This is a genomic window from Microbacterium sp. F1-18 (genome assembly GCF_052921305.1).
Window position 1 is genome coordinate 162,698 of sequence record NZ_JBREVD010000005.1, and the last position, 13,447, is coordinate 176,144.

Annotated in this window: 10 protein-coding genes; 7 read left to right on the plus strand and 3 right to left on the minus strand. The window is 72.0% G+C overall.

The window, feature by feature from the left end:
• A complete protein-coding gene (gene xylB / locus ACU6RU_RS14360) occupies positions 1-1,335 on the plus strand; it encodes a xylulokinase (RefSeq protein ID WP_446726887.1) in 1,335 nt (444 codons plus the stop codon).
• 6 nt (positions 1,336-1,341) lie between these two features.
• On the opposite strand, the gene ACU6RU_RS14365 is transcribed toward xylB, so the two are convergent.
• Positions 1,342-2,187 carry an NAD-dependent epimerase/dehydratase family protein gene (locus tag ACU6RU_RS14365; RefSeq protein WP_446726888.1) on the minus strand — a complete coding sequence of 282 codons (846 nt, stop codon included), beginning with the start codon at positions 2,185-2,187 and terminating at the stop codon, positions 1,342-1,344.
• A 53-nt stretch (positions 2,188-2,240) separates the two neighbouring features.
• Between ACU6RU_RS14365 and ACU6RU_RS14370 the strand changes: the two genes are divergently transcribed.
• Positions 2,241-2,780: a YaeQ family protein gene (locus ACU6RU_RS14370; protein ID WP_120264162.1), complete on the plus strand. Its 540-nt coding sequence runs from the start codon at positions 2,241-2,243 to the stop codon at positions 2,778-2,780.
• On the opposite strand, the gene ACU6RU_RS14375 is transcribed toward ACU6RU_RS14370, so the two are convergent.
• Positions 2,765-3,640, minus strand: a complete 876-nt coding sequence (locus ACU6RU_RS14375) for a hypothetical protein (protein WP_446726889.1) — start codon at positions 3,638-3,640, stop codon at positions 2,765-2,767. The genes ACU6RU_RS14370 and ACU6RU_RS14375 overlap by 16 nt on opposite strands.
• Positions 3,641-3,733: 93 nt before the next feature.
• Between ACU6RU_RS14375 and ACU6RU_RS14380 the strand changes: the two genes are divergently transcribed.
• Positions 3,734-6,076, plus strand: coding sequence for a response regulator transcription factor (locus ACU6RU_RS14380; protein ID WP_446726890.1), 2,343 nt, complete (start codon positions 3,734-3,736; stop codon positions 6,074-6,076).
• On the opposite strand, the gene ACU6RU_RS14385 is transcribed toward ACU6RU_RS14380, so the two are convergent.
• The gene (locus ACU6RU_RS14385) at positions 5,983-7,167 is read right to left on the minus strand and encodes an MFS transporter (protein ID WP_446726891.1); all 1,185 of its coding nucleotides are present in this window, start codon (positions 7,165-7,167) and stop codon (positions 5,983-5,985) included. The two genes, ACU6RU_RS14380 and ACU6RU_RS14385, sit on opposite strands and share 94 nt — an antisense overlap.
• A gap of 242 nt (positions 7,168-7,409) precedes the next feature.
• Here ACU6RU_RS14385 and ACU6RU_RS14390 point away from each other — a divergent pair, with 242 nt between their 5' ends.
• From ACU6RU_RS14390 to ACU6RU_RS14405, 4 genes are all read left to right on the plus strand, one after another.
• Positions 7,410-9,926, plus strand: coding sequence for a DUF7507 domain-containing protein (locus ACU6RU_RS14390; RefSeq protein WP_446726892.1), 2,517 nt, complete (start codon positions 7,410-7,412; stop codon positions 9,924-9,926).
• Positions 9,927-10,116: 190 nt separating this feature from the next.
• Positions 10,117-11,427, plus strand: coding sequence for a hemolysin family protein (locus tag ACU6RU_RS14395; RefSeq protein WP_120264167.1), 1,311 nt, complete (start codon positions 10,117-10,119; stop codon positions 11,425-11,427).
• A 78-nt stretch (positions 11,428-11,505) separates the two neighbouring features.
• Positions 11,506-12,774 carry a Na+/H+ antiporter NhaA gene (nhaA, locus tag ACU6RU_RS14400; protein WP_446726893.1) on the plus strand — a complete coding sequence of 423 codons (1,269 nt, stop codon included), beginning with the start codon at positions 11,506-11,508 and terminating at the stop codon, positions 12,772-12,774.
• Between the two features lie 113 nt (positions 12,775-12,887).
• Positions 12,888-13,430, plus strand: a complete 543-nt coding sequence (locus ACU6RU_RS14405) for a MarR family winged helix-turn-helix transcriptional regulator (RefSeq protein ID WP_289330313.1) — start codon at positions 12,888-12,890, stop codon at positions 13,428-13,430.
• Positions 13,431-13,447: the final 17 nt, after the last annotated feature.

The following is a 13,447-nucleotide window of genomic DNA, read 5'->3' on the forward strand; positions in this document are numbered from 1 at the left end:
ATGACGCTGGTCATGGGTGTCGACTCGTCGACCCAATCGTGCAAGGTCGTGATCGTCGACGCCGACACCGGTCGGGTCGTCCGGGAGGGGCGTGCGCCCCACCCGGACGGCACGAGCGTCGACCCCGAAGCCTGGTGGGCTGCGCTGCAGGCTGCCGTCGAGCTCGCGGGCGGGATGTCCGACGTCGCGGCGTGGTCGATCGGCGGTCAGCAGCACGGTCTCGTCGCGCTCGACGAGCAGGGGGCGGTCGTGCGCGACGCCCTGCTGTGGAACGACACGAGGTCGGCGCAGGCGGCATCCGATCTCGTGGCCGAGTTCGGCGCCGAGCGCCTCGCCGAACGCACCGGGCTCGTCCCGGTCGCCTCGTTCACGATCAGCAAGCTGCGATGGCTGCGCGACCACGAGCCGCAGAACGCTGGGCGCACGGCGGCGGTGGCGCTGCCGCACGACTGGCTGACCTGGCGGCTGCGCGGTTTCGGCCCCGCCGCCGACGGCTCAGCCGGGGCCGCGGTTCTCGGCGAGCTCGTCACCGACCGTTCCGACGCGTCGGGAACCGGGTACTGGAGCGCCGTCACGGGTGAATACGACCGCGAGCTTCTCGTGTCGGCCCTCGGACACGACGTCGTCGTGCCGCGGGTGCTCGCCGCCGACGAATGGGTCGAGGACAGGGCTGGCCGGCGGGTCGCCGCGGGTGCCGGCGACAATGCGGCATCCGCTCTCGGCGTCGGCGCGGGCCTCGGCGACGTCGTCGTCTCGATCGGCACGTCCGGCACCGTCTTCGCAGTGAGCGACACGCCCGCGATCGATGCGACCGGAACCGTCGCGGGCTTCGCCTCGGCAGACGGTCACCATCTGCCGCTCGTGTGCACGCTCAACGCGGCACGCGTGCTCGACGTGGTCGCGGCGTTGCTCGGGGTCGACCACGACGGGCTGTCGCAGCTGGCGCTGTCGGCCGATCCCGGTGCGGGCGGGCTGACCCTCGTGCCGTACTTCGAGGGTGAGCGCACCCCGAACCTGCCGGACGCGACGGCTGTGCTGAGCGGGATGACGCTGGCCTCCACCACCCGCGAGAACCTCGCCCGCGCCGCGGTGGAGGGGATGCTGTCCGGGCTCGGCGCCGGGCTCGACGCCCTGCGCGATCAGGGGGCCCTGCGCGATCAGGGGGTACCGCTGCGCCGGGTGCTCCTGGTCGGCGGGGGAGCGCGGTCGGCGGCCGTGCAGCAGATCGCTCCCGCGGTCTTCGGCCTCGACGTCGAGGTTCCCGCCCCCGGCGAATACGTCGCGCTCGGCGCGGCCGAGCAGGCCCGCCGCGTCGTCGCGGCGGATGCCGGCTAGACCGCCTCAGACGTGGTCGCGCCAGGAGTGCTTCGGCTCGTACCCCAGGAGCCGCCGCGCCTTCTCCGTCGAGAAGAGCGACCGGTTCGTGCCGAGCTCGCCGCGGACCTCGACGTCGGGGAAGACCTCGGCCACGAGCTCGGCGTTCGGGCGTGACATGACGGTGTCGGCGGCTGCGATCAGGAACCGGTCGAATCCCGCCGGCGCGTTCTCGAGTGCACGCATCACGGCCTGGGCGCCGTCGCGTGCGTCGATGTAGCTCCACACGTTCCACTTGCGGCGCACCGGGTCGGCGTCGAAGGAGGGGAACTCGGCGTAGTCCTCGGGAACCATGACGTTCGAGAACCGCAGCGCCGTGATCGACAGGCCCGGGTGCCAGCGCACGAGCTCGATCGCGAGCTGCTCCTCGAGGTGCTTCACGAGCGAGTACACCGACTCGGGGCGCGCGGGGTACTCCTCGTCGACGGGGATGTACGGCGGCGGAACGTCGAACGGCAGTCCCTGCACCGTCTCGCTCGAGGCGTACACGATCCGGTCGATGCCGAGTCGTGTCGCGGCGTGGAAGACGTTGAAGGTCGCGGCCATGTTGTTGTGGAAGGTCGCGATGTCGGGACGGATACCGGGGGCCGGGACCGCGCCGAGGTGCACGATCGCGTCGACGCCGTCGTGGCGGTCGCCCACCGAGCCGAAAGCGTCGACGACCTGGCCGTAGTCGGTCAGGTCGATCTGCACGAACGCGGGCCCGCGCGTGCCGACGACGTCGAAGCCGATGACCTCGTGGCCCGCCGCCGTGAGCTCACGAGCGACGACCGTGCCGAGTTTTCCCGATGATCCCGTCAGTGCGATCCGCATGAGAACAGCGTCGCACACGGTGGTGCACCCGGGGGCGGCTAGGCTCGTTCCTCATGGCTGCCGGGGCGACGATCCACACGTTCGATGCGACGCTCGCAGACGTCGACCGCGGCGTGTACGAGTCGTTCGCGCTGCGCCTCGCGCGGCATCCCTCCGAGACGGATGCCTTCATGCTCACCCGGTTGCTCGCCTACTGCCTCGAGTACGAGGAGGGCATCGATTTCACCGAGGGCATCGCCGCGAAGGACGAGCCGGCCGTGCTCGTCCGCGACCTGACCGGATCGATCGTCGCCTGGATCGAAGTGGGGGCGCCGGATGCCTCACGGCTGCACCTCGGCAGCAAGCAGGCCGACCGCGTCGCGGTGTACACGCAGCGCAACCCCGGACCGATCGTCGCGGCGTGGGCGGGGAAGAAGATCCACCGTGTCTCGGACATCGCCCTGCACAGCTTCGAGCCGGGCTTCATCGACACCCTCGTCACGGCCCTCGACCGCCGCAACACCGTGACGGTCTCGGTCACCGAGCGGCACCTCTACGTCGAGCTCAACGGTGTGACCGCCGAGTCCGACGTCATCACTCAGCCGGCCGGCTGACCCGTGGCGCCGTCGGGCGCCTCCGGGGCCGCGGAGGACGTCGGGGCCTCCGACACGAACACGTCGACGCCGGCATCCGTCAGCACCAGCTGCATCGCGGTGCCGATGGGGTAGCGGGCGAGGAGATCCTCGGGCTGATCATCGCGAACGACGAAGGAGACGGCAGCGGGGAACGCGCCGGCGGAGCAGCCCTGGTCCATGAATCCCGACCAGGAGTCGCTCGTCGACGACTCGACGTCGGCGACCCGCGTGACGATGACGCAGGACTCGGACTCGCTCTCGTCGAGCGACCAGAAGCTGGGGGTCTCGAACACGGCGAGTCCCAGGAAGGGCTCGAACGACCGGCCCTCGCGGTTCCGGTCGTAGCCGCCGAAGAACTCCGGCAACTCGGCCCCCGTCGGCAGCAGCGTCGTGACGTGCGAGACGCGCGCGTCCGGCGGCAGCGCCGTCGCGGTCGAGGCGCTGCGCGCCGTCGCGAACGCCGTGACGCCGACCGCGAGGGCTGCCACGGCGACGAGCGACCCGGCCCACATGAGCAGGGGTCGCGGCCGTCGCGCGCGAGGGACCGTCGGGTCCGCGGCGCCATTCCCGGACTCGTGACCCCCGGACCCGTGCCCCTGGGACTCGTCGTCCCGCGTCTCGTCGGACCGGACCGCTGACGTGTTCGGCACCGTGTCGAAGATCGGCGGCAGCTCCGGCTCCGGGGCGGGCGTGTGCGCGTGCGGCAGCCGACGTACGCGTTCGCGTTCCTCGAGCTCGGCCAGTCGTGCCAGTGCCACCGGGTCGTCGGCGATGTCGCCGCCCGGCGCGTAGGCGCGGTTGCGGAGGGCTCGAAGCTCGGCGGCAACTCCCTCGTCCATCCTTGAATCGTGGCACATCCCGCCACCCGCGGGGGCGGTCGCCCGGTCGTGCGGCGTCGACTCCGGCGGGGCGGCTCCGTTAGCATTCCAACCATGGCACCCCTGCGCGCGCCGGTGCGCCTGGACCGCCCACGTCTGCTCTCGGCGCTTGCGTCGCCCGCGCCCCTGGTCGCTCTGCTCGGTCCGGACGGCGCCGGCGCGAGCACGCTGCTGCGCCAGTTCGCAGAGGAGCGTGACGACGTCACGTGGGCCGGCGACGGCCGCATCCCCGACGTGGTCTCGCGCACGCTCGTCATCGACGACGGCGACGCCCTCGCGCCCGACGCCTGGGAGCGGGTGCGGCAGCTGCGCATCACCCGGCCCGATCTCGTCGTTCGGCTCGCCGTACGCAGCGCCCGCGCCGTCCCGCTGGCCTGGGACGTGGAATGGGTACGCGATCTCGCCTTCACGCTCGACGAGACGATCGCCTACGTCGCCGCGCGCGACTCCCACCTGAATCCCCGCACCGTGCAGCTGGTGACGGGCGGACTCCCCGCGGCCGTCGTCGCGGTCGTCGAGGCGAACGTCGTCGACGCCGATGCGGTTCGACTCGTGCTCGCGCGCCTCGCGCCGCATCCGCTGCCGGCCTCGGCCGCCGCCCTGGCGGTGCCCGAGTTCCTCACACCCGCGCTCGCCGCCCAGCTCGGCGGCGACGACGCCGTCATCGAGCGGGCCGAGCGGGCGGGGCACGGCGAATGGCGCACCGACGACGGCACGCTGATCTTCGCGCTCACGGCGCCGATCCGTGCCGCGACGCTTGCGGCGACGCCCATTCCCGAGGGCGAGCAGCGCGCGATCCGCCACCGCGCCGCCCGTGCGCTGCTCCGGGAAGGCTCGGGGCTCGGCGCGCTCGTGGAGGGCGCCGCTGCGGACGCCCTCGACATCGTCGACGCGGCCCTGCGCCGCGACGGGCTCAAGCTGCTCTGGGGCAACGGCCCCCGCATCGCCGCGGCGCTGCGTCCGATCCCGCTGCTGCAGCTGCGGCGCTGGCCCGTCATCGCCCTCGCGCAGGCCCTCATCCTCAACGCCCGCCGGGAACACAAGGTCCGCGCGGCCGAGCTGCTGGGCGTCGCGCTGCTCGGAGTCCAGACGGGCCAGAGCGAACCGGCCGACCGTGCCCTGCTGCGCGTCGTCGAGTCGGTCGCGCGCCGGCTCACCGGCGTCGGCGACCGCGGTCTGCGCGCTGCCCGCGCGGCGGCGCGCATCCTCGACGAGCTGCCGGCAGCCGATCTCGAGCAGCTGCGCGGGCTGCGCGGCGATCTGCACGCCCACGCGGCGATCAGCCTGCTGTACGGCGGTGACGACGAGGCGGCGGTCGAACAGTTCGAACAGGCGCTCGCGACGGCCGTGCGACCGAGCGTCGAACTCGTCGCGTACGGCGGCCTGGCCCTCGTCCACGCCAAGATAGGCGATCTTCCGGCGGCGCAGACCTGGGCGGCGCAGGCCACCGGACGTCCCTGGCCGGACGACATCCTCAACGAGTATCAGGGCAGCATGCTGTGGATCGCCGAGAGTCAACTCGCGCTCGAACGCGGCGACGTCGGCGCCGCGGAGGCTGCGATCGCCCCGATCTGGCCGATCATCGACACCATCGAGCATTGGTCGGCGATCGCCATGGTGCGCGCATGGACCGACGTCTCCGCCGGTCGCCCCCACGAGGGTCTCGAGCGGCTGCGCGCGCTGCGCAGTCGTCGTGGACGACGGATCGCGTCCGGTTCGCCGGCCGCGCGCGTGCTCGACGCCACCGAGAGCGCCCTGGCGCTCGCCGCGGGCGACCTGGCGTCGGCGCGCCGGCTCACCTCGCGTTCGTCCGACGTCCCCGAGGTGATGCTCGCCGCCGCCCGCGTCGCGGTCTTCGACCGTCAGCACGAACGTGCGCTGAAGCTCCTCAACGCCGTCGCGGCGCGCACTCCACGACAGCGGACCGAGTCCGCGGCGCTCGAGGCGATCCTGCTCCACCGGGTGGGCCGGGTCGTCGACGCCCGCACCCTCGCCCAGCGTGCGGGCACGCTCGCTCGCACCTACGGTCTGCGCACCCCGTTCCTCGTCATCCCCGCCGACGAGCACGATCTCTTCGCGGGCGAGGTCGACGACGTGCCGGCGCCGATCACGGTCGCGGGGGTCGCCCCGCAGCTCACGGCGCGGGAGGCTGTCGTCGCCCGTCACCTCGTCGACACCGCGAGCGTCGAGGAGATCGCCGCGCGCTTACACGTCTCGGTCAACACCGTGAAGTCGCAGCGTCGCTCGCTGTACCGCAAGCTCGGCGCATCGTCGCGCGAGGAGGCGATCGCGGCCGCCCTCGCCTACGGTCTCCTCACCGGTGTCGACCCCACGCGGGCGATCACCGCGGTCGATGCCAGCGCCGCCGACGCGGCCAAGACGAACAGGACGCCGTAGGACCCGGAGCCGACGAACAGCACGAGCCCTGCGATCGCCGGCGCGAGCGTCTGCGGCACGATCGTCGCGAGCCCCAGCAATCCGAGATCTCGCCCGGAATCGCCGGCCGACGGCAGGACGTCGATCATGAGGGCCAGATCCGCCGCCAGGTACACCCCACGGGCGGCCCCGCCGATGACGGCGAACGCCACGAGACCGGCGACGCTGGGCGCGGCGAGAGGGATCAGGAGGGATGCCGCCAGGACCGCGCTCGCCGCGACCACCCAGGGCACGCGGCGCCGGATCCAGAGTGCGCCGGCTACGGACCCGCCGACGAGGCTGACGATGTGCAGGCCGATGACGAGGCTCGCGGTGCGGCCGGCCTCCTCGACGGAGGCGCCCGTGAGGTCCATCACGATGTACAGCAGGTACCCCATCACCAGCTGATGCCCCAGCACGAGGAAGAACCGTGCGGTGAAGACGAGCCGGAGGTCGCGCGACGCCCACGCCTCTCGGACAGGCAGTCGAGCGGCCCTCGGGGCGTTGGAGCGGTCGGGGTTCGCGGCCACGAAGAAGACCGCGGCGATCATCAGCCCGGCCGCCAGCGCGATGTACACCAGCGGCGCATGGGCGACGCCGAGACCGGCGCCCGCTGCGCCGGCGGCGAGTCCGCCCGCGGCGCCCATGCCGAAGAAGGCCGCCGCCCGGGGCCGCCGCGACGGTCCGACGCGGTCGGCCAGCACCGCGTCGAGCGGAGCCTCCAACACGTTCAGGAGCGGCTGCAGCACCAGCCACCCCACGGCGACGGCCCAGACCGACTCGGCGTGGCCCAGCACCACCATCACGGCGGCGCTGCCGGCAGCGCCCGCGAGGATCCAGGGTGCCCGCCGTCCCCAGCGCGAGCGCGTCCGGTCCGACGCTGCACCCGCCAGCGGATGGACGACGAGGGTGAGCAATGACGACGCGGTGAGCACGACAGCGAGGACGGCGTCCTTATGGGCGGGGTCGGCGCGGGCGATCTGGGCGGGGACGAGTACTCCCGCGACGCCGCCGTAGACGGCGTTCAACGCCAGAGCAGCGATCAGCAGCGACCAGAGGAGCCGGGTGTGCACCAGAGCATTCTGGTGGGCGAGGACCGGTCGCGCGAAGCCGGGATGAAATGCGAGGTGAAGTTCCCGGCCCTCACGCGTGACAGAGGGGCGGTCGCCGCCAGGGTCGAGCGGATGCGCGTTCGCTGCGCTCCCACAGTCGCTGCCCGAGCGCTGTGCCCTTTACCCGAAGGATGACCGTGAAATACCTGCGCCCAGATTCACCGCCGCCGCGACGACGTCGCGCCCGTACCGTTGCGAGAGGCGTGCTCGCGGCAGCCCTCTCGTCGGCCCTCGCTCTCGGCGGCGCGGTCGGCGCGCAGGCCGTCGAGTCCGACGTGCCGCCGTCGACGAACCCCGCGCTGAGCGAGCACTGCCAGATGAACATCGCCATCAGCGTCGACTTGTCCAATTCGGTGACCGACACGCAGCTCGCGCAGACCCGCTCCGAGCTGGCCGGACTGGCGCAGGCGCTCGAGGGCTATCCGCTCCAGCTCGCCGTACACAACTTCGCTTCCAACGCTCCCGCCACCAGCGGCCCCTCGAACAGCCCGCTGCCCCTGACGTCGCTCGCCGACGAGGCCGGAGTCGACGCCGTCGGCGCCTACGTCAACGGCATCCAGCGTCCGGCGAGCGCTCAGGGCGGCACGAACTGGGATCGCGGCGTCGCCGCCGTCGCCGCGTCGCCGGAGACCTACGACGCGTTGATCTTCCTCACCGACGGCAACCCGACCCAGTACGGCAGCCCGGCACGGGGACCCGGAAACAGCACCGACCGCGCCGTCATGGACGCTTCGGTCCGCAGCGCCAACGAGCTCAAGGCGACCGGCACCCGTATCGTCCCGATCGGCGTGAGCGACAACCTCTCGGGCCAGGCGCTGGCCGACTTCCGTGAGCACATCCGGCAGGTCTCCGGGCCGACGGAGGGCTCCGACTACTACATCGCCGGGTTCTCCGCCCTGCAGCGCACGCTGATCGACATCGTCAACGCCAACTGCGTCTCGATCTCTCTCGAGAAGACCGGCGTGCTGGCGACCGGCGACCGCGGCGTCGCGGGAGACACCGTCGACTACGCCTTCACCATCACGAACGACGGCGGCGTGACGCTCACCGATGTGACGCTCGCCGACCCCAAGCCCGGCCTCTCGTCGATCCGGTTCGGCGCATGGCCCGGTGCCCCCGGTGTGCTCACCCCCGGCCAGTCGGTGACGGCGACCGCGACGTACACCGTGACGGACGCCGATGTCGCGGCGGGCAGCATCGAGAACGTCGCGTCCGTGGCCGGGACCCCGCCGGCCGGTGACCCCGTGTCCGACGAGGCTCCCGCACTGGTGTCGCTGCCCGATCCCGTCCCGGCGATCTCGCTCGAGAAGAGCGGCGCCCTCGACGGCGATGAGGTCGCGTACACGTTCACCGCGACGAACACCGGCGACGTGAGTCTGACGAACGTGTCGATCACCGATGCCCTCCCGGGTCTGTCCGAGATCTCGTACGGTGCCTGGCCCGGCGCGTCGGGCGTGCTGGCCCCGGGTCAGTCGGTCACCGCGACGGCGACCTACGCCCTGACGCAGGCCGACCGCGACGCGGGTGTCGTCGAGAACACCGCCACCGTGGTCGGCACCCCGCCGACCGGTGACCCCGTGACCGACGAGGACGACGTCGACGTTCCCGTGCCGCAGGCACCCGGCATCCTGCTCAAGAAGACCGGCGCGCTCGAGGGAGACGTCGCGACGTACACCTTCGTCGTCCGCAACGCCGGAGACGTCACGCTTCGCGACGTGTCCGTCACCGATGCCCTCCCGGGGCTGTCGGCGGTCGTCTACGGGGCGTGGCCGGAGGCCGAGGGCGTGCTGGCCCCGGGCCAGTCGGTCACCGCGACGGCGACGTACACGCTGACGCAGGCCGACCGCGACGCGGGTGTCGTCGAGAACACCGCGACCGCGACAGGCACCCCGCCCGTCGGCGACCCGGTCACCCACGACGACGAGGTCGAGCTGCCGGTCGCGCAGACTCCCGGCATCGCGCTGGTCAAGACCGGCGTCCTCGAGGGCGGCGAGCTGACCTACACCTTCACCGCGACCAACACCGGCGACGTGACGCTGACGGACGTCGCGATCGCCGACGAGCTGCCGGGTCTCTCCGACCTCTCCTACGGTGCCTGGCCCGCTGAGGCGGGCGTGCTCGCCCCGGGTGAGTCGGTGACGGCCACCGCGACCTACACGCCGACGCAGGCCGACCGCGACGCGGGAGTCGTCGAGAACACGGCATCCGTCACCGGCACCCCGCCGACCGGAGACCCGGTGAGCGACGAGGACGAGTTCGACCAGCCGCTGCCGCAGGGGCCCGCGATCGCGCTGACGAAGAGCGGTGAGCTCGACGGCGACCGCATCCGCTACACCTTCACGGTGACGAACACCGGCGACGTCACGCTCCGTGACGTGGCTGTGCGAGACGGGCTGAGCGGACTCTCCGAGATCGTGTTCGGTGCCTGGCCGGGAGCGCAGCACGTGCTCGCGCCCGGTGAGTCGGTGACCGCGACCGCCGTGTACACGGTGACCGCAAGCGATCGCGCCGCCGGTGGCGTGACCAACACCGCGACCGTCACGGCGACGCCGCCGACCGGAGACCCGGTGACGGATGACGACACCGTCCGCACCGCGGTGGGTGCGCTCGCCGCGACCGGAGCGGGCAGCGAGCAGCTGATGCGGCTCGCGCTGTTCGGTGGACTGACGATCGCGCTCGGCGCGGCGGCCGTGGTGCTGCGCCGCCGGACGCGCGCCTGACCACGACTGAGGCCCCCGCGACGTACCCGACGTCGTGGGGGCCTCGGTGTTTGTCAAGCATTCAGCGGATCCCGAGCGGGTGCCGCTAGTTTTGTGCGATGACGCATCGAGCCTCTCAGGCCTCCGACTCCGATAGTCCCGGCGCCCGGGTGACCCCGGGTGCGCCCCGTCTCGCGAGCGAGTTCCGCCGGTGAACGGCGATCTGCTCCTCAACATCGTCCTCGTCGTCGTCTTCGTGCTCATCGGTGGCGTCTTCGCCGCCACGGAGATGGCGCTCGTCACCCTTCGTGACAGCCAGGTCAACGCCCTCGCGCTCCGCGGCAAGCGCGGCGAGAAGGTCGCGGAACTCGCGCGGAACCCCAACACGTTCCTGTCGGCCGTTCAGATCGGCGTCACGGTCGCGGGCTTCGCCTCGGCGGCGTACGGCGCCTCGTCGATCGCCCCCTCGCTCGCACCCGTGCTGGTCTCGTGGGGGCTGTCCGATGCCGCCGCGATGACCGTCGCGACGATCGTCCTGACGCTGATCATCGCCTACCTCTCGCTCGTGCTCGGCGAGCTGGTGCCCAAGCGCCTCGCCATTCAGCGCAACGCCGCCTTCGCGTACGGCGTCGCGCCGGTGCTCAACGGTTTCGCGAAGCTCATGAGGCCGGTGATCTGGCTGCTGTCGATCTCGACGAACCTGCTCGTGCGGATGCTGGGCGGAGACCCGAACAAGACCGGCGAAGAGCTGAGCGACGAAGAGCTCCGCGACATCGTGTCGAGTCACGAGGGGCTTCCCGAGGACGAGCGGCGCATCCTCGACGACGTTCTGTCGCTGCGCGACCGTCAGCTGAGCGAGGTGATGCGTCCGCGTCCCGAGGTGGTGTCGTTGCCCGGCGGGGAGACCGTCGGGGCGGCCGCCGCGCTCGTGCGCGACCTGCCCTACTCGCGCTACCCGATCATCGATCAGACGATCGACGACGTCGCCGGGTTCGTGCACGTGCGCGACGTGCTGGATGCCGCGGGCACGGACGACGCGCAGCCGCTCCAATCGATCGTGCGGCCGATCCGGTACTTCCCCTCGACTGCGCGGCTCCTGCCGACCCTCACGTCGATGCGGGCGGAAGGCAGCCAGATCGCTGTCGTCGTCGACGAGTACGGCGGCACCGACGGAATCGTCACCCTCGAGGATCTCGTCGAGGAGGTCGTGGGCGAGATCGTCGACGAGTACGACACCGAGGCGATGCCGCATCCACTCGCGGGCGACGGCGGACCGGTCGACGGGCGGCTGAACCTGCAGGACTTCGAGGAGGCCACCGGCATCTCGATCCCGCGCGGGACGTCCGACACCGTGGCCGGTTTCGTGATCGAGCAGCTCGGACGTCTCGCCCGGGTCGGCGACCGCATCGAGGTCGACGGGGCGACGATCGAGGTCACGCGGCTGGACCGCCGTCGTATCGCGGAACTCCACGTGGCGCGCGCGTCGAAGGACGGGCCGACGGCGGTGCCCGCCGAAGGGTAAACTGTCGGTCGGTGCGTCGGGAAGTCTGGTCGACATGTCCGTCGGCGACTGCCGGCGGAGGATCGAAAGGCTCCTCGCATGTACGACGCTCTTCCCCGCCGGGCCCGGTTGCGCCGCTGGCTGTCGCGTGAGACGACGGGCGGGGCGCTGCTCCTCGCGGCTGCGGCCCTCGCGCTGATCTGGGCGAACTCGCCCCTGGCCGGCTCCTACGCGGCATTGTCCGAGTTCACGATCGGGCCCGCTGCCCTGCACCTGGACCTCTCGCTGTCGACGTGGGCCGCGGACGGACTGCTCGCGCTGTTCTTCTTCGTCGTGGGCGTCGAGCTCAAGCACGAGTTCGTCGCAGGCAGCCTCCGCCGGCCGCGCGAGGCCGCCGTTCCGGTGCTCGCAGCGGTCGGCGGGATGCTGCTGCCCGCGGTCCTCTTCACCGTCGTGATCGTCGCGACGGGCGACACCGAGGCCCTGCGCGGCTGGGCGATCCCGACCGCGACCGACATCGCCTTCGCGCTGGCCGTCCTGGCGATCTTCGGTCGTGGCCTCCCGCCGGGGCTGCGCACGTTCCTGCTCACGCTCGCCGTCGTCGACGACCTGCTCGCGATCCTGATCATCGCGATCTTCTACACCGCGACGATCCACATCGTGGCGCTCGTGGTGGCGCTCGCGGCAGCGGCCGTGTTCGCGGTCGTCGTCCGGCAGCGGTGGGCGCGGTGGTGGGTGCTGTTGCCCCTCGGACTCGTGGTGTGGGGCTTCCTCCATGCGTCCGGCGTGCACGCCACGATCGCCGGCGTCCTGCTCGGGTTCGCCGTTCCCGCGCGGCCGGTGCACGGCGAGAGCGTGGCGCGCACCGATACGTACGACGACCTCGTGCGTCCCGTCTCATCGGGTATCGCGCTGCCGGTGTTCGCGTTCTTCGCCGCCGGGGTCAGTGTCGTCGGAACGAGCGACCCGCTCGGGGTCATCGCGCAGCCGGTCGTGCTGGCCATCGTGGTCGGCCTCGTCGTCGGAAAAGCGATCGGCGTGCTCGGCACCACCGCGATCGTCACCCGCACGACGCCTCTGCGGCTGCCGGAGGGGGTGCAGGTGCGCGACCTGCTGCCGATCGGGCTGCTCTGCGGGATCGGGTTCACCGTGTCGCTGCTGATCACGGGCCTGTCCTTCGCCGACGGCGTCCACACCGACGGCGCGCGCCTGGGAGTGCTCCTGGGGACGCTGATCTCGGCTGCCGGCGCGGCACTGCTCCTCAGCCGGAGCGCGCGACGTGCGCGTGCTGCCGCGGCGGTGGGCGCTCCGCCAGCCCGCACCATCGACGGCGAGGGGCCCGCGCTCGGGTTCGACCGCGACGAGTGAGGCGCTCCCGGCACGGTGCGCGTTCCGGATCGTGGCGCGGCACGGATGGGCGGGAGAGTCAATCCCCGCGCGCGCCACGTGCGCGCAGCCTCGCTGCGTCTTAAGATGCCGAAGTGCCCGATGTTCCGACACCGACCCATTACTGGTATCCGTCGGACTCGGAAGACCCCGGGACCCCGCGCGAGCGCGGCATCGCCGTGCTCCAGGCGTTCCGGCTCTATCGGGCCGCCGAGGCCGCGATGCGCCGCCGCACGCGCGACTCGATGTCGATGGGTGAGAACGAGCTGCTCGTGCTCCGCTACCTCATCAAGGCGCACGGCGAGGGCCGCCTCGTCGGGCCGACCGAGCTCTCCCGGTACCTCGGCATCTCGACGGCGTCGACGACGGCGCTGATCGACCGTCTGCAGAAGTCCGGTCACGTCACGCGTCAGGCGCATCCCAGCGACCGGCGCAGCGTGCACGTGGTCGCCACCGAGAAGTCCGACGTCGAGGTGCGCGACACCCTCGGTCGCATGCATGAGCGCATGATCGCGGCTGTCGACGGGATGACGGCCGAGGAAGCACGCATCGTCATCGCGTGTCTCGGCCGCCTTCAGCAGGCCGTCGACGAGGTCGACGCGCATGCCCCGGATCCGACGCGCAGCGACCCCGTCTGACAAGTAGCTAGTCTCCG